15 protein-coding genes and 1 tRNA gene are annotated in these 17,929 nt (G+C 38.4%); 7 read left to right on the plus strand and 9 right to left on the minus strand.

All coding sequences use genetic code 11. The annotated features are described in order from the left end of the window. Positions 1-109: 109 nt before the first annotated feature. From rpsA to aroA, 3 genes are all read right to left on the minus strand, one after another. Positions 110-1,810, minus strand: a complete 1,701-nt coding sequence (gene rpsA / locus PVV59_RS00300) for a 30S ribosomal protein S1 (protein ID WP_273753890.1) — start codon at positions 1,808-1,810, stop codon at positions 110-112. 132 nt (positions 1,811-1,942) lie between these two features. Continuing rightward, positions 1,943-2,590, minus strand: a complete 648-nt coding sequence (gene cmk, locus PVV59_RS00305) for a (d)CMP kinase (protein ID WP_273753891.1) — start codon at positions 2,588-2,590, stop codon at positions 1,943-1,945. Continuing rightward, positions 2,587-3,915 (minus strand): 3-phosphoshikimate 1-carboxyvinyltransferase, encoded by a 1,329-nt coding sequence (gene aroA / locus PVV59_RS00310; RefSeq protein WP_273753892.1) that lies wholly within the window; start codon positions 3,913-3,915, stop codon positions 2,587-2,589. The genes cmk and aroA overlap by 4 nt, the downstream gene beginning before the upstream one ends. Before the next feature lie 187 nt (positions 3,916-4,102). Here aroA and PVV59_RS00315 point away from each other — a divergent pair, with 187 nt between their 5' ends. Then, on the plus strand, positions 4,103-4,483 hold the full coding sequence (locus PVV59_RS00315; protein ID WP_273753893.1) for a TIGR02300 family protein: 381 nt from the start codon (positions 4,103-4,105) through the stop codon (positions 4,481-4,483). Positions 4,484-4,600: 117 nt separating this feature from the next. Beyond that, positions 4,601-4,676, plus strand: a tRNA-Ala gene (locus PVV59_RS00320). Positions 4,677-6,015: 1,339 nt separating this feature from the next. On the opposite strand, the gene PVV59_RS00325 is transcribed toward PVV59_RS00320, so the two are convergent. Continuing rightward, the gene (locus tag PVV59_RS00325) at positions 6,016-6,603 is read right to left on the minus strand and encodes a hypothetical protein (protein WP_273753894.1); all 588 of its coding nucleotides are present in this window, start codon (positions 6,601-6,603) and stop codon (positions 6,016-6,018) included. Positions 6,604-7,164: 561 nt separating this feature from the next. Between PVV59_RS00325 and PVV59_RS00330 the strand changes: the two genes are divergently transcribed. Further along, the gene (locus PVV59_RS00330) at positions 7,165-7,329 is read left to right on the plus strand and encodes a GNAT family N-acetyltransferase (protein WP_342753194.1); all 165 of its coding nucleotides are present in this window, start codon (positions 7,165-7,167) and stop codon (positions 7,327-7,329) included. A gap of 242 nt (positions 7,330-7,571) precedes the next feature. Here the strand turns inward: PVV59_RS00330 and PVV59_RS00335 are convergent, their stop codons facing one another. Beyond that, the gene (locus tag PVV59_RS00335) at positions 7,572-8,714 is read right to left on the minus strand and encodes a DNA recombination protein RmuC (RefSeq protein WP_273753895.1); all 1,143 of its coding nucleotides are present in this window, start codon (positions 8,712-8,714) and stop codon (positions 7,572-7,574) included. Positions 8,715-8,805: 91 nt separating this feature from the next. On the opposite strand from PVV59_RS00335, the gene def reads away from it, so the two are divergent. Genes def through truA form a run of 3 tightly spaced genes read left to right on the plus strand, consistent with a single transcriptional unit; the run spans position 8,806 to position 11,010 of the window. Continuing rightward, positions 8,806-9,336 (plus strand): peptide deformylase, encoded by a 531-nt coding sequence (def, locus tag PVV59_RS00340; RefSeq protein WP_273753896.1) that lies wholly within the window; start codon positions 8,806-8,808, stop codon positions 9,334-9,336. Further along, entirely contained in the window at positions 9,336-10,265 is a 930-nt protein-coding gene (fmt, locus tag PVV59_RS00345; protein WP_273753897.1) for a methionyl-tRNA formyltransferase, read from the plus strand. Before def ends, fmt begins: the two co-directional genes overlap by 1 nt. Before the next feature lies 1 nt (position 10,266). Next, positions 10,267-11,010 (plus strand): tRNA pseudouridine(38-40) synthase TruA, encoded by a 744-nt coding sequence (gene truA / locus PVV59_RS00350; RefSeq protein ID WP_273753898.1) that lies wholly within the window; start codon positions 10,267-10,269, stop codon positions 11,008-11,010. 31 nt (positions 11,011-11,041) lie between these two features. On the opposite strand, the gene PVV59_RS00355 is transcribed toward truA, so the two are convergent. Beyond that, positions 11,042-11,905: an LOG family protein gene (locus tag PVV59_RS00355; RefSeq protein ID WP_273753899.1), complete on the minus strand. Its 864-nt coding sequence runs from the start codon at positions 11,903-11,905 to the stop codon at positions 11,042-11,044. Positions 11,906-12,011: 106 nt separating this feature from the next. Here PVV59_RS00355 and dapD point away from each other — a divergent pair, with 106 nt between their 5' ends. Continuing rightward, positions 12,012-12,860, plus strand: a complete 849-nt coding sequence (gene dapD, locus PVV59_RS00360) for a 2,3,4,5-tetrahydropyridine-2,6-dicarboxylate N-succinyltransferase (RefSeq protein ID WP_273753900.1) — start codon at positions 12,012-12,014, stop codon at positions 12,858-12,860. 594 nt (positions 12,861-13,454) lie between these two features. Here dapD and lepA read toward each other — a convergent pair. The 3 genes from lepA to argB form a co-directional block, all read right to left on the minus strand. Beyond that, on the minus strand, positions 13,455-15,260 hold the full coding sequence (lepA, locus tag PVV59_RS00365) for a translation elongation factor 4 (RefSeq protein ID WP_273753901.1): 1,806 nt from the start codon (positions 15,258-15,260) through the stop codon (positions 13,455-13,457). A 789-nt stretch (positions 15,261-16,049) separates the two neighbouring features. Then, complete coding sequence (locus PVV59_RS00370; RefSeq protein WP_273753902.1) at positions 16,050-16,964, minus strand: DMT family transporter; 915 nt, start codon at positions 16,962-16,964, stop codon at positions 16,050-16,052. A 32-nt stretch (positions 16,965-16,996) separates the two neighbouring features. Beyond that, complete coding sequence (gene argB, locus PVV59_RS00375) at positions 16,997-17,902, minus strand: acetylglutamate kinase (RefSeq protein ID WP_273753903.1); 906 nt, start codon at positions 17,900-17,902, stop codon at positions 16,997-16,999. Positions 17,903-17,929: the final 27 nt, after the last annotated feature.

Genomic DNA, 17,929 nt, shown 5'->3' on the forward strand with positions numbered 1-17,929 from the left:
ATTTTTAATGCAATAATTAAAAATTAAGGAAATAATTTCTTTAGAAAATAAAAAGGTCACTCCTAAAATGAGTGACCTTAATAATACCATTAATTTTAATGATTGATGATTAATCTTGTTCTTGTTTTTTCAAAGCAGCACCGAGAATATCGCCAAGAGAAGCGCCTGAGTCTGTAGAACCATATTGGGCAACAGCTTCTTTTTCTTCTGCAATTTCTAGTGCTTTTATAGATACTGAAATTTTACGTGTTTTTTTATCAAATGCTGTGATGCGTGCATCAACCTTTTGTCCAATTGCAAAACGCTCAGGACGTTGTTCATCACGATCACGTGCAAGATCAGCACGCCGAATGGTTGTCTCAAGGTTGTGGTCAATAAATTTCACATCAATGCCATTGTCGTTAACAGCAATCACTTCACAGGTTACAACGGCCCCTTTTCGCAATTCGCCAGAAGCAGCCGCTTCTCCAACTTTATCACTAGAAAGTTGCTTAATTCCAAGAGAGATACGCTCTTTTTCAATGTCAACATCCAAAACCACAGCTTTAACGATATCCCCTTTATTGTAAGTATCAATAACTTGTTCACCAGGACGGTTCCAATCCAGATCAGAGAGATGAACCATACCATCAACATCGCCTTCAAGCCCAATGAAGAGACCAAATTCTGTTTTATTTTTAACCTCTCCCTCAATTTGTGAATTGACAGGAAATTTATTGGCAAAAGCTTCCCATGGATTTTCAAATGTTTGCTTTAAGCCAAGAGAAATACGCCGTTTAGAAGGATCAATTTCAAGAACAACCACTTCTACTTCTTGTGATGTAGACAGAATTTTTCCAGGATGAACATTTTTCTTTGTCCAACTCATTTCAGAGACATGGATCAATCCTTCGATTCCTGGCTCTATTTCAACGAAACCACCATAATCAGTAATGTTGGTAACAGCACCGGTGATTTTTTTACCAATCGGATAGCGTAGACTGATACTTTCCCAAGGATCACTTTCAAGCTGTTTCATTCCAAGAGAAATACGATGCGTATCTTGATTAATGCGAATAATCTGAACTTTAATCGTTTGACCAATTGTAAGCACTTCAGATGGGTGGTTCACACGCCGCCATGCCATATCTGTAACGTGTAAGAGACCATCAATCCCACCAAGATCAACAAAGGCACCATAATCTGTGATATTTTTTACTACACCTTCAACAATTTGATTTTCTTCAAGATTTTGTACAATTTCTGAACGTTGCTCAGCACGGCTTTCTTCTAAGACAGTACGACGTGAGACCACAATATTGCCACGACGACGATCCATCTTTAAAATTTCAAAAGATTGTGCATTATGCATGAGAGGTGAAACATCACGAATGGGACGAATATCAACTTGGCTGCGCGGTAAAAAAGCAACAGCACCATCAAGATCGACTGTAAAACCACCTTTTACTTGACTAAAAATAACACCCTCAACGCGTGCACCAGCATTAAATTTTTCCTCTAAACGGACCCAACTTTCTTCGCGACGTGCTTTTTCACGCGATAAAACAGCTTCGCCCATTGCATTTTCAATGCGTTCAATGTAAACTTCAACTTCATCGCCAACTTGCAAAGAACCATCTTTTGCTTTAGCTCCAAATTCTTTGAGAGGAATGCGTCCTTCGACTTTAAGTCCAGCATCAATAATGGCCATGTCTTTTTCGATTGCAATAACACGACCTTTAACAACAGATCCTTCATTAAGATCATTGGTTTGAAAAGATTCTGTTAAAAGGGCTTCAAAATCCGCTGTTGTGGGATTGTATTGTGACATAAGAACTCCTAATATATACCTTACCTTGTAAGGTATGAGCGCTAGGTTAGTGTTAACATAGGCGACTCCTTAGCCTTTTCCCTTGAATAAAGGAGAAAAATTAGCGCTAGGCTGGAAACCACCTTTACAACTTTATCCAATTATATGCATTTTTATGATTGGATCAATAAAAGCGCATGCAATTGCAAATGTTGCTTCTATACTCAATTCTGACGTATCAAGCAAGTGGGTGTTTTTTGCTGGTCGCAGTGGGCTTTGTTTGCGCGTTATATCACGACTGTCTCGCTGTTCAAGATCGCTAAGAATTTCACGATAATTTGCTTGCCCCCCCTTTTCTAAAATTTCTTGATAGCGACGTTTGGCACGTATTTGAACATCCGCTAAAACATAAAATTTAATATCGGCATCGGGGCAGACAACAGTACCAATATCGCGACCATCAAGCACACTTCCAGGTAAAGTTTTGGCAAAATTACGTTGTTTTTCGACAAGAATGTTGCGTACAGCAGGGTTAATCGCTATTTTTGAGGCAGCCTCACCAAGTTCATGAGAAGAAAGAAGGACTGGATTTAAAGTGTTAAAATCAAGCTCTTTGGCACAAGCAAGAGCACTTTTTTCATCATTGAGAGGCAATTTTTGTTGTAAAAGTGCGTAGGCAACACCACGATAAGTAAGCCCGGTATCGAGATGGTGAAGATGATAATGCGTAGCAATTTTGCGTGCTAATGTTCCTTTTCCTGAAGCTGCTGGACCATCAATTGCGATCACAAAAGGTTTCAAGCGATTTTCCCCCCAAGTTGTTTTATGAAAGAAATAAATTCTGGAAAACTAGTAGCGATCATTCTTTGATCATCAATGGTAACAGGCTTTTCTGACGCGAGTCCAAAAACCAGAAAGCACATAGCAATTCGGTGATCAAGATGAGTTGTAACATATCCACCACCTAAACCTTTGGCAGAGCCTTTTCCATGAACAATGAGGAAATCTTTCCCTTCTTCACATTCTACATGATTGATTTTTAATCCTTGAGCAACAGCAGAGAGCCGATCTGATTCTTTAACGCGCAATTCTTCAATTCCTAGCATCACTGTTTTGCCTTCAGCAAAGGCTGCTGCTACCGCCAAAGCGGGATATTCGTCAATCATCGATGGAGCACGTTCGTTAGGTACAGTAACACCTTTAAGGATCGATGATTTGATCCGTAGATCAGCAACATCCTCTCCACCTGTTTGGCGTTGGTTCAAAAGTTCAATTTGAGCACCCATTTCCCATAATGTTTCGATAAGTCCTATTCGAGAATTGTTTATCAAAACATTTTCAATGGTAATATCAGAATCTTCTACAAGAAGGGCTGCGACAAGTGGAAAAGCAGCAGAAGAAGGATCTCCTGGAACATGAATCGTTTGTCCAGTAAGATGGGGGTAACCATTAAGATGAATCAAACGCGCACCTTCTTTATCTCTTTCTATTTCAAGTTTAGCACCGAATGCTTTTAACATTTTTTCCGTATGATCGCGTGTAAGAACCGGTTCAATAACAGTTGTAATGCCAGCGGTATTGAGTCCAGCAAGGAGAACCGCTGATTTAACTTGAGAGGAAGCTATGGGCACACGATAGCGAATCGGATTAGCTATTTTGGGACCATAAAGCGTTAAAGGAAGATGATCGCCGTGTGTTGCCTCAATGTCCACACCCATAAGACGCAGTGGATCGAGGATACGTCCCATGGGGCGTTTAGAGAGAGAAGCATCACCCATAAAAGTTGTTTTCATATGATAGGCACCAACCATTCCCATAATCAGGCGAGCACCTGTTCCAGAGTTTCCAAAGTCTAAAGGTTTTTGTGCGGCTAAGAGACAACCATTCCCTGTTCCTCGTATGATCCAGAGGTGGTCTTTCTTAATCATATAGGCGCCCATAGCCTTCATAGCACCAGCTGTGTTGAGTATATCAGCACTTTCAAGTAATCCATGGATATATGTTTCACCATTTGCTAACCCTCCCAATATAAGAGAGCGGTGGGAGATTGATTTATCTCCTGGTATTTTAATTTTTCCAGAGAGACTACTCGATTTATAGGCGGTTATAGGGATTGCTTTTTGCATGGAAATTCTATTTAATTCTATCTAACTTGTATGAAATTATGCATCCTTTAGCACATGCTTTAAAGGGCGTCATGAAAAAATCTACGTGGAACAGTGTATTTGTCTTTGACAAAGGCATTATTTTTCGATTAAGCACCATAAAATTTATCTTTTAATGGAATAGAGTTAATCAAAAGAGGCACGGTTTATGGCAAAACAGGAACTTGGAACGAAACGTGTTGATCCAGAAACAGGAAAAAAATTTTACGATCTAAATCGCGACCCTATTGTATCACCTTATACAGGAATTTCTTATCCGCGTTCTTATTTTGAGGTTGCGGCTGCTGAAGCAAACAACGAAGAAGAAGTGGATACTGAAGAGCTTGATACAGCACTTGAAAAGTCTGCTTTTATGCTTCTTGAAGAGGATGATGACGGTTCTAAAGATGACGATCTTCCCGATCTGGAAGATAGTGATGTCGATCTCGGGGATGACGACGATACATTTTTATCTCACGAGGATGATGAGGAGGATGATGACGTTACCGATATTCTTGGAAGCGGCGTTTCTAATGATGACGATGCTTAAAAGAAGCAAAAGAAGGCATCTTTTTCATTGAATGCAAATTCTTCTTGATCTTCAATTTTTCTCGTTTTAAAAAAGTCGAAATTATATACTGTTCTTTTGGAGAAATTTGTTTTTGTAGGGGCTATAGCTCAGCTGGGAGAGCGCTTGCATGGCATGCAAGAGGTCAGCGGTTCGATCCCGCTTAGCTCCACCAAAAAGACCAGCTCTTCTCTTAAGGAATCAATTTATAGTAAAGAACGTGTAATCAATTTAAAAAGATTATATGCGCTGTAACTATTAATCCATTAGTGCACGCTCCTTTCCGCACTGTAATATACGTGTGATCATTTGTTGGATTGTGAAATTTTACTGTCATAAGAATGGAAAGTAAGTGACGTTTTTTATGCTTTGCATAAAAATAAAAATGTGTGTTATTTATCTTACACATTGTTTTAAAAAAACAAAATTTTAACTCCCCTTCCGCTACAAAATTTTCGCAAAATCATAATACATCGATTATGGATATCTTGTTAACAGATGTAAGCTACTTAGATAAAAGCTCTGGAACAGGATATTCTTCTCGATCATCGCGAATTAAAACTTTTTTCCAGTGTTTTTAGCCTTATCAAATGACCTACCAATTTTAAAAAATCCCCACTTGAATAATGTTCACCAGCTCATTCCTGAGATATATTAAAGCCTAAAAGCCATATTGATTTATCATAATTAAATTATCTACTCTGTTAAATAATAATTCCGAACAGAGTATGCTTTTCTTATCATATCATAAGCCCTCACATATTAAATCAATGAAAATCATTTCCTTGGCGCATCATAAGTAAGGTTGAGTTGTAACGCTATCACACATTTTTCTAGCTCCCAATGTTACTTCATACTAAAGAAAAATCTTGCCTTGAATATTCATTATATGAAAGCGGTATATAGCTTCCCCCCTAAACACAATAGAGTCGTACAACAAAATAACTTTTTAATTAATATGAACAGACTTCATTTCATACAATACTAAAGACTATTAGTCTTTTGGGAGACTGTAACTATATCTTTATACGAAGCAATGTTTTTATGAAGCAATACTCTTTGATTTAATACATTTCTCATTTTTTATATTGAATGTTCCACCTTTTTTTATGATGCTTGAATTACATTTGTTTTAATTGCTCTTTTATACGCTTAACAAATAAATATTCATGTCATAATCAGCCAATAATGCGCATAATGAAATCTAAAAGTTTCTTTCAACACTCTTAGGTATTTTTCCTAGAGCTAAATGCCAGCATTCAATGGATGATAGTATCCTTTGTAAATTTTTTGAATAAATATACCTTTTTAAGGGGGACAAAAATATCAAGAGTATATTCAAATAGATTATGTCTTACAAAAACTTTCTGTCGCTTGAATTTATTTAAAAAAATAACGATTTTTTTTCTTTAATAATCGGAAAAAAGATACTGCCTTATCGCGCCATAAGAAATTTTACTCTTGAACAATTTGATCCCATCAATTCCCTAATTGAGATTTTTAAAAATCTTCCCTTAACGCCATCCACATCTCTTCAATTGATGTTCATAGAGCTTAGACATCCTTGCCATACGCTGTGCTGCCTGTGAAAGCCCGGCATTAACATACCCTCTACTCCGTGCATAAGCACCATGCCCCATATGATAATTTAAATAAAGGCTATAGGCATCATCAAACCTCACCCCATTGCGTTGAACACTTTGGCGATGATACCAAGCAACAAAATCAGCAGCATCTGCAAAATTGGTACGCCGTGCAAAAGATCTACCCGTAGAGCGAAGATACATTGTCCATGTACTGTCAAGCGCTTGAGAATAGCCATAAGCTGTCGATCGACGCTTCCATGGAATAAAACCAAGTAGTTTTTTACGTGGAGGACGTGCATTGTGACGAAAGCCCGACTCCATATTAATGGTTGCAAGAATAATCGGCATAGGAATCCCATAACGCATTTCTGCTCTTTGAGATGCCCTACCCCAATTATCAAAAAAACCATTTTTTTGTGCTAGAATAGCGCAAGCATTGTTTGTGTGGATGGGAGTGGTTGTTGCACACCCCCCTAGCAAAAACACCAGTGCTCCTAAAAACAAAAGGTGTCGCATATTCCCTATCCCTCTCGTTTAAGAAATAAAACAAGATAGGGATACTAAAAAAATATTACCAATCAATAAAGGCGATGATCTATCTTGTGATATAAAAACTTGCCTTACTTTACTTTATTTTTCATCAACAAAATACAATGTTTGCGACTGAAAAGATGTTATCGTTTAAGTGTGAGATGTCGGCGACAAACGGTGTGGTGCGGACGCCAAGTACTGAGCTTGTCGCTGTGGAATGAAGGGTGGGGGGGAATAAGTGGTCTGTATCTAACGCGTTATATTCTTTTGAAATAAATTCACGAATTTAAGAGCTTGAAGGACTTGATAGGTTCTATTTTTAAAACAAACAATAAGATAGATTAATCTTCGTGGAGAGTGTTTATGGAAGTTGCAATTACCCAAACTTTGTTGTCTGACGCGTCAGAAGTCAGCCGCCTTCTGGTTAAAACTTAGCATGATACTTATGATGCGGTACTTGATGCAGAAGTTGTTACAGCTCAAACAGATAAATGGCATAATGTTGAAGCTATAAGTGATCAGATCAAAAAATATGGTACCTTGTTTTTGATAGAAAGATGGGTGGATAAAATTGCTGTCCATATATCTTTTGATTTTTCTGATAAGGATAAAGCCTATTTAGCAAGACCTTATGTGTTGCCATCCTATCAGCGTTTAGGAATCGACAAAAAACTACTTGAACAAGTCATAGCGGTAATAAGATACAGGTAGGATTCATCTTAAAGTGAACAACAAAAATATCAAAGGCCTTTCCTTTTATAAAAAATTAGGTTTTAGAGTAACTGGTCAATTACACGAAGACGAAAAAACAATTCTGTCTATAGAGAACGAGATATAAAAACTTTTGCTTTTTGAGTCATTAAAAAGGATAATATGTGTCTCTATTTGAATTTTTTTGCATTAAAAGTTCTAAGCGTGGAATAATATTTGCGTTACACAGATTCCTAATTGCTTTAATGCTGCTTTGTTACTTCAGAGTGATTTTCTTTTAACTCGAAGGTTTCAATGCGATTTGCCCGTTTCATAATTTTGGATGATGATATTAAAATTCCTTCTATATCTTCACCTGCTTTGTGAAAGTGCTTCTGTAGTGCGCGAACACGCATATCCATTCGTCCAAAATCTTCCATTAATTTTGCTACTTCTGATTGAATTAAATGTGCTTGTTCACGCATCCGTGCATCTTTCATAATGGTTTGTACAACTTGGACAGAGAGCATCAATAAAGACGGTGAAACAATAATCACATGAGCTCTATTGGCTTTTTGTACTAATGGCTCAAAATCCTCATAAATTGTTGCAAAAATCGATTCCGATGGTACAAAAAGAAAAGCGGTGTCATGGGTTTCTCCAGGAATCAAATATTTTTGTTCAATGTCACGAATATGGACTTCTATATCGGTACGAAATTGACGCTCTGCCTCTTGACGTTCTTGTGCTGATGTTGCTTTACGCAGTGCATTCCAAGCTTCCAAAGGAAATTTAGCATCCACAACAAGAGAAGGTGCTTTATTTGGCATGTGAATAAGACAATCTGGGCGCTTTCCGTTGGAAAGAACAGCCTGAAAAACGTAAGCATTTGTTGGTAAGGCATCGGCAATAATGGCTTCCATCCGCCCCTGACCAAAAGTACCACGTGTCTGCTTATTGCTTAAAATAGACTGCAACTGAACAACTTGTCCCGTAAGCGATTGAATATTATTTTGTGCTGCATCAATCACTGCTAAACGCTCTTGCAAACGATTCAAATTTTCATAGGTGGATTTGGTCTGTACCTGAAGTGTTTGACCTATATTGGCTGTCATGCCATTGAGTTGCTCACTGAGTGATTTATTTAATTCAGCTTGCCGTTGACCAAAAATTTCCGCCATCGTTTGCATTCGCCCTTGCATTTCAGCTTGTGTTTTGAGCAAAGTAGCCATCTGCTCTTGTGCCTCACGAGCATGCTTGGCAACTTCACTTTCCAAAAATGCCTTTTTCCGATAAGAATAAATCACTATAAAAAGTGCTAAGCAAACGAGTATCAATAAAAGAATAACACTCAATTTCGTAAAAGACTCATCAGCAAGTATAAAAGAAAAAAACGAATCAAACATGAGAAGTAATATAACGCTCTCATTGCAAAAAAGCGCAAGAATTTATTATTCAATATTGACCCATACACAAGCATTGATTAATCTGTGCTCCATGTCAATAAGATCTTTAGTTACTTTACCAGATCCGATTTTACGGGAAGTGTCCAAGCCCATCGAGCATGTTGATGCAACCCTCCAAAAGCTTGCAGATAATATGCTGGAAACTATGTATCATGCCCACGGCATTGGTCTTGCTGCTATTCAGATTGGCATACCGCTACGCATGCTGGTTATGGATGTCTCTCCAAATGATGCACCGAAAAATCCGTTTGTTATTATCAATCCAGAGATTCTATGGCTTTCAGAAGAGCGTAATATTCACAAAGAAGGTTGTCTTTCTATTCCTGACTATTTTGCAGAAGTTGAACGCCCTAAACGTCTGCGTGTTCGCTATCAGAATCGTGAAGGAAAACAAACAGAAATTGAAGCAGATGATTTGTTGGCAACTTGCTTGCAGCATGAAATGGATCATTTAGATGGGCGTCTTTTTATTGATCATATCTCAAAAATCAAACGCGATATGGTGATACGAAAATTTAAAAAACGCGCAAAAGAAAAAAATACTCAGGAAGCAATTTTGTAATGGCATTACGGTTGAGTTTTATGGGAACCCCTAGTTTTTCTGTTCCCATTTTGCGTGCTTTGTTGGAATCTGGTCATGATGTTGTTGCCGTTTATAGTCAACCTCCTCGCCCAGCAGGACGTCGTGGTCTTAAACTCATTCCCTCACCTGTGCAAAGTGCAGCAGAAGAAAAGTCTATTCCCGTATTCACGCCCCAAACACTCAAAACAGCCGAACAGCAAGCCCAATTTGCAGCACTTTGTATTGATGTTGCTGTTGTAGTTGCCTATGGACTCCTCTTACCAAAAGCTATTCTTGAAACACCACGTTTTGGATGTTTTAATGCCCATGCTTCACTTTTACCACGCTGGCGTGGTGCTGCACCTATTCAGCGTGCCATTATGGCTGGTGATAAGGAAACGGGGATGATGATTATGAAAATGGATGAAGGGCTTGATACAGGGCCTATTGCCCTCTCACGCTCTATTCCCATCACGGATACCACCACAACGGATGAACTTTCAAATAAGCTTTCATATATCGGCGCAGAACTTATGATAGAAGCTCTATCAACTTTAGAAAAAGGACAACTCAAACTGACCCCCCAATCAGAAGAAGGCATCACCTATGCTGCCAAAATCAAAAAGGAAGAAACCCGCATTGATTGGACAAAGTCTGCTAAATTTATTCATCGATATATTCGCGCACTCTCTCCCTTTCCTGGTTGCTGGTGTAACATGATTATCATGGGACAAGAAGAACGCGTAAAAATTCTTGGAAGTCGTTTAATAACAGGCTCTTCTCTTGAAATTGGTCGAATAGAACCAGATTCTTTGATTGTCCATTGTGGACAAGGGCTTCTTGAAATAACCCATCTGCAGAGATCTGGTGGTAAAGTCCTTGAGAATGCAACCTTTTTGCGAGGTGCTCATATTTCTGCTGTTTTTTGATATGCCACGTTTTAAACTTACTCTTGAATATGATGGATCAAATTATGCTGGCTGGCAACGTCAAGCAGATCTGCACACCATACAAGGCGCTCTTGAACAAGTCATTTTTCTCTTTTGTGGACAACAATTGACCATCACAACAGCGGGTCGAACGGATGCTGGTGTACACGCTATGGGGCAAGTTGCGCATGTTGATTTTGAAAAAAACTGGCAGACGCACACTATACGCGATGCTCTGAATGCGCATTTGCAAAAACGGAGAGAAAATATTTCAATCTTAAATGTCGAAAATGTCCCTGATGATTTTGATGCACGATTTTCTGCTATTAAACGTCATTATCTTTTTAAAATTCTCAATCGCCGCTCTCCACCAGCCTTAAATGCCAAACGCGTATGGTGGTTGCCAAAGCCTCTTGATGCGCAAGCTATGCATGAAGCTGCTCAAAAGCTTGTAGGACAACATGATTTTACAACTTTCCGTTCAATACATTGCCAAGCTAAAAGCCCTATTCGCACCCTTGAACGCCTTGATGTGAAAAGAGAAGGGGAAGAAATCTTCCTCTATGCACAAGCACGCTCTTTTCTGCATCATCAAATCCGTTCCTTTGCAGGAAGCCTGATGGAAGTTGGTGTTGGGCGCTGGAGAGCACAAGATCTTGAAGCAGCTCTTCATGCTAAAGATCGTAAACGTTGTGGTGTTGTTGCTCCCCCTTCAGGACTTTATTTAACCAAAATAGAATATTAATTATTATGCAAAGTTTCTTCTTAAAGAGCAATTAAGGTAGTTTGTAAAAACAACGGATTTCTTCAAAGGCTTCTGCTGCAGTATTGACAAATTTTACTAAATCAATATCGGAGGGAGAAATTGTACCTTGTTCTGATAAATAATCAAAATTGATCACATTGTACCAAAATTCTTTGCCAAACAGTAAAATTGGAACCTGTTTCATCCGTCCCGTCTGTATCAAAGTTAACGACTCAAACAACTCATCCAAAGTCCCAAATCCTCCAGGAAAAATAGCTAATGCCTTCGCCCGCATGAGAAAATGCATTTTTCGCATCCCCAAATAGTGAAAATTGAAACACAAATGCGGAGATACATATGAATTAGGCTCTTGTTCATGCGGTAAAATAATATTCAAGCCAACCGTTGGGGCTCCAACATCACAAGCGCCACGATTTCCTGCTTCCATGATCCCTGGTCCACCCCCTGTGACAACCACAAACTCACGATATTGTGTGGTAGCGGAATAGCGTGAGCATAAACATGCAAATTCCCTTGCCTCATCGTAATAATGTGACATAGCATGCAAGTTTTTCTTTTGCGTTTCATTTTTTGCTGCCCAAGCTTCTTGCCCGTGTTCAGGAATACGCGCACCACCAAACAAAACAACTGTTGATTGGATATCATATTCTTTAAGTGTTATTTCTGGCTTTAAAAATTCAAGACCAATACGTTGTGAGCGCAGCTCTGGACGCATCATAAAATCTTGATCGATATAGGCTAAACGATAAGTAGGTGAACACATTTGTGTTGAATTAGAAACTTCATGGATCTGTTGGAGAGCTTCTCTCGTGTGAAGAAGTGGTGTCCAATTTTCTTGTTCTTCTTTTCTTTTTTCTTTACAGCTTTTTTTCATGCACATGTCTTACTTTCTCATCGTTTTATTGACTAAAAACATTTCTTCGCGTAGGTCATAGAGAATAAATCTTGAAGCTTTCAACTTGTTTAACGGAACGCTCGTCATGACCCATCTCACACAATTTGAAATCATTATCGAAAAAGCATTTGATAATCGCGATTCTATCAATACTACCACAAAAGGCGAAATCCGTGAGAGTGTCGAACACATATTGAACCTTCTTGATAAAGGTGAAATCCGTGTGGCAGAACGGCAAAAAAATGGACAATGGTATGTTCATCAATGGTTGAAAAAAGCTGTTTTGCTCTCTTTTCGGCTAAACCCAATGAAAATTATTGCTGGTGGAATCAATGGAACATATTGGTGGGATAAAGTTCCTTCAAAATTTTCTGGTTGGAAAGAAAATGATTTTCAAAAAGCGGGGTTTCGTTCCGTTCCTGGAGCGATTGTACGTCATTCTTCCTATATTGCGCCAAACGTTATACTCATGCCATCCTTTATCAATCTTGGCGCTTTTGTCGATGAAGGAACAATGGTTGATACCTGGACAACCGTTGGTTCTTGTGCACAAATTGGCAAACATGTTCACCTTTCTGGTGGTGTTGGTATTGGAGGCGTTTTGGAACCTCTGCAAGCAAATCCAACCATTATTGAAGATCATTGTTTTATTGGTGCTCGCTCTGAAGTTGTTGAAGGTTGTATTATTCGTGAAGGTGCTGTTTTAGGAATGGGAGTCTTTATTGGGAAGTCTACAAAGATTATTGATCGTACAACAGGAGAAATTTTTATTGGTGAAGTACCGGCATATTCAGTTGTTGTACCAGGGTCTCTCCCTGGAAAACCACTCCCTAATGGTGAAGCAGGACCAAACCTTTACTGTGCTGTTATTGTAAAACGCGTTGATCAAAAAACACGAGAAAAAACATCGATTAATGAGCTTTTACGTGATTAAACACAATGTTGATTGATAATGTCATTTATTGTTTTCAATTTTAATAACACTATAAAATAAAAGGATTCTTCTTATTTCAAATCCTTTTATATTGAATTAATTGCTCTCATTTCCTTGCGCATTACAAACGTAAAGAGTGTTTGGGTAAGACGTACCTTAATAAAAGAGTGAAAATGTCTTTATTGAACGCTCTTAAAAACCAAGAGCTATCATAACATTTTGAACACGCAAAAAGTATGATGGTAGCACTATGCGTCTTTATGACATGTAAAGATGGTCATGCCAAATGGGTTTTATGTTATTTAAGGAAGCTTTAATTATTATCCTTTTGACGAACACCATTGTGAAATCGGCTCGGGTACATTGAGAGAGAGATATTTCTTTTTTAAAAAAGGGGGGGGACAATACGCAACATAAATGTATTTTTGTTTAAAGCATTCCATTTTACGTGAGCAACGTGACACAATGAAAAAGCACACTATCCCCAAAAGCGTGAGGACTGCCCAATTTCCATTTAAGAAACACTCTTTAAAAACCTGAACCAGTCGGCAAAAACAAAAGCACAATTTAATGAGGAAAATACACCCTTTTTCATTATTTATTCATTTTGAGCGCTTGAATAAAAGCTGACTGAGGAATTTCTACCTTTCCAAATTGGCGCATCCGTTTTTTGCCTTCTTTTTGCTTTTCCAATAATTTGCGCTTACGCGTCACATCACCCCCGTAACATTTTGCTGTTACATCTTTACGCAAAGCTCGAATTGTTTCGCGCGCTATGACTTTACCACCAATAGCTGCTTGAATTGGAATCTGAAACATATGCTGGGGAATAAGATCTTTCAGCTTTTCGCACATGGAACGCCCACGCTTTTCCGCAATCGTACGGTGCACAAGCATGGACAATGCATCAATAGACTCTCCATTTACCAAAATAGACATTTTAACTAAATCCCCCTCTGCATAATCCCTCATCTGATAATCAAAAGAAGCATACCCCTTTGAGATCGATTTTAGGCGGTCATAAAAATCAAAAACAACTTCATTAAGTGGTAAATCATATGTCACCATAGCACGCGTTCCAACATAGGATAAACCAACCTGTACCCCACGCCGCTCTTGGCATAGCTCTAAAATTGACCCAAGATAATTATCAGGAGTCATGATTGTCGCTCGAATCCACGGTTCTTCGATAGAAGAAATTCTAACCACATCAGGCATATCTGCTGGATTGTGCAACTCTTTAACTGAACCATCATTCATATTCATACGATAAACAACTGAAGGTGCTGTCGCGATTAAATCTAAATTAAACTCACGCTCTAATCGCTCTTGAATAATTTCAAGATGAAGAAGTCCCAAAAAGCCACACCGAAAACCAAACCCCAAAGCTGCAGATGTTTCCATTTCAAAAGAAAAACTCGCATCATTTAAGCGTAATTTGCCCATGGCTGCACGCAAATCATCAAAATCGGCAGCATCAATTGGAAAAAGTCCACAAAAGACAACCGGTTGTGCAGGCTTAAAACCAGGTAAAGCATTTTCACAAGGACGACGCTCTTCCGTAATTGTATCACCAACCCGTGTATCAGCAACCTCTTTGATAGAAGCAGTGATAAAACCAATCTCACCTGGTCCTAATTCATCAACTTGTACCATTTTAGGTGTAAACACCCCAACACGCTCAACAGGATATTTTGCGCCCGTACCCATCATACGAATGGTTTGGCCTTTTTTTAGCACACCATCAATGACTCGTACCAAAACGATGACACCAAGATATGCATCATACCAGCTATCAACCAACATTGCCTTCAAGGGATTTGCAACATCGCCTGTACGTGGAGGTGGTAACTGTGTAACAATTGCTTCCAAAACATCAGGGACACCTAAACCTGTTTTTGCTGATATTTCCACGGCCCCAGAGGTATCAATGCCTATCACATCTTCAATTTGTTCTTTAACACGTTCAGGTTCTGCTGCCGGAAGGTCAACTTTATTGAGTACAACAACCAATTCATGGGAATTATCAATAGCTTGATAAACATTTGCCAACGTCTGTGCTTCGACACCTTGGCTTGCATCCACCACCAACAGAGAACCTTCACAAGCTGCCAATGAACGCGAAACTTCATAAGCAAAATCCACATGACCTGGTGTATCCATAAGATTTAAAATATAAGTCTGACCATTCTTTGCTTTATAATGTAAACGTACTGTTTGTGCTTTAATAGTAATTCCACGTTCACGCTCAATATCCATAGAATCAAGCACTTGTTCCTTCATCTCACGTGTGTCAAGCCCTCCTGTCATTTGAATCAAACGATCCGCTAAAGTGGACTTGCCGTGATCAATATGCGCCACGATGGAAAAATTACGAATATAATTACGATCTATTGTCATATAAGGCGATTTAGCAAAGAATAACATAAAACGCAAAGACCAATTATGTCCTATCGAAAACCTTTCAAAAGAATATTAACCCAAAAAGCTTCTCAAAACACAACCTCCCATAACCTGAAAAAATAAGGCTTTTATTTAATAAATTAAATACCAAAGAGACTAAAATGATCTTTTCACATCTTGTCTGATGACTCCATAGGCTGATAAGCCGCTACCATCACACACTTTACCAACCTCCAATGTTGCAATAGTCCTTGAGACTTGAAAGAATTTAGAGGAGACATGCCTTTTTATGCAATTTTACCACATGGCCCATCCGCTTATAGCGTGTAATCAAGTGATTTGGATTGATTTAACATGAAAAAAATTTACGGTATTCAGGATTCTAATTCAATGTGAAGAATGCTATATTCTCATTATAAATCTATATGTTGTATAAATACAGAGTAGACATGTATATCACTTAAACTTTCGATAAAACTTGCGAGAAATACTTTTTATTTGTACGCAATAATCTGCTTTTTTAGCAATCTTATATAATAAATGCATGTCCAAAGGAATAGTTTTTTTAACGTTTAAAACTGTAAAAATAAGTTCTATTGCATAGAGTTTTTATGTACTTTCTATACAACTCCTTTCTGCCTCCATTAAAGATAAAAACATCAATCCTCTTCGAATAATTATATAACATATTGATTTATAATGATTATTTATTGTTTTGTAATTTAAATAAAAACTCTGTAAGTAAAAAAACGCATGCAATAAAATCATCATAGGAAAAGTGCATCGCTAATCAATCTTTTCAAGAGCTTTATTTTTTTTACGCCATTGTGAAGGTTGTAATTCAGCAACAATGATCCCAATCAGAATAAACAAACCACCCAATAAAGCTAAAGAAGATAAATGCTCTCCAGCCAAACGCCCAACAATACCAGCCCATACTGGTTCACCTGCATAAATGAGTGTTGCACGTGTAGGGGAAATGGACTTTTGTGCCCAATTCATGGCCAATTGAATAATCGCACTCATTAATGCCAATCCCATACCAATAATAAACCATACCCACGAAAATTCAGGAATGCTTTCCCCCATCAAAGGCATACAAGAAAACGAAAAAAAACCACTAAAGAATAACTGAATAATGGTCACACGTCGACTATCAACCTTGTTGGCAAAAATTCCGATGAGTATGACTTCTCCAGCAATTGCTAAGGCCCCCAACAAAGTCAAAATTTCGCCTTTTGAAAAATCAAAACTTCCCGGCTTTTGTCCTGAAACAAGTACAAGGCCAATAAAAGCAAAAACAATACCAATCCAACAAGCAAAACGGGGAGGCTTTTTAAAAACAATCCATTGCAAGATTGGAACCATCGGAACATAAAGCGCTGTGATAAAAGCCGACTGACTACTAATAATCGTTTGAAGTCCAGCTGCTTGAAAAGCATAACCAAAAAACATGGATAAACCAATTGCCATCCCAGCAAAAACTTCATAAACAGTTATACCTTTTATAGAGCGCCAAAAAATTGCTCCACATATAAGGGATGCAGCAATAAAACGAAATCCAACAAAAAACAGAGGACCGCTATAGCGTACCGCAATGTGAATGACTAAAAATGTAATCCCCCATAATATTGTTGCAGCAAATATTGCCAACTCTGGTTTGCTTAATAAAGGATATTTAAACTGTTTGATATTCGTCATGAAAAGCCTTCTCCTCCAATTTTCCGCACAATTTATGAAACAATAAGTGTTCCAACTCCCTGTTCGGTAAACAGCTCTAGTAAAACAGAATGAGGGGTTTTTCCATTTAAAATGACAACACCTTCCACACCATTTTGAAGGGCTTTCACACAAGTCTCTACTTTTGGAATCATGCCTCCTGAAATTGTTCCATTTTCGATAAGTTTCTTAGCCTCAGAAACTGTCAATTCTTTTAAAAGTTTACCCTGTTTATCCAAAACACCAGGAACATCAGTAAGAAATAAAAGACGTTTAGCCTCTAATGCACCCGCAATAGCTCCAGCAAAAATATCAGCATTAATATTATAGGTTTTACCATCCCTACCTGGAGCCACAGGAGCAAGAACTGGTATCATTTCAGAACAAGCTAATAGATCCAGCAATGTACGATCAACTTCAATAGGCTCACCAACAAATCCCAAATCTAGAACACGTTCAATATGCGAATCAGGATCAATGACAGTTCTATAAGCCTTTTCGGCAAAAACCATATTGCCATCCTTGCCGCACAACCCTATTGCCCATTCACCCTCAGCATTGATGAGAGCAACTATTTCCTTATTGATGGAACCCGCTAAAACCATTTCAACCACTTCAATGATCCGCTCATCGGTTACCCGTAAACCGTTTTCAAATCGTGATTCAATCCCCATTTTCATCAAAATTTCAGCAATTTGAGGTCCTCCACCATGAACAACAACAGGATTAATCCCTGATTGCTTTAATAGAGCAATATCACGCGCAAATGCTCGTCCCAAAGCAGGATCACCCATAGCATGACCGCCATATTTTACCACGACTGTTTTATTTTCGTATTTTTGCATATAAGGTAAAGCAGACGATAAAAATGCTGCTTGTTTTTCCAAAACATCGACAGCACTGTTTTTAGCATCATCCATTAATAGAGCCTCCTCATCACTTTTTAC

Origin of the sequence: Bartonella sp. MM73XJBT.G (assembly GCF_028618435.1) — a bacterium.
Classification (GTDB): Bacteria; Pseudomonadota; Alphaproteobacteria; order Rhizobiales; family Rhizobiaceae; genus Bartonella.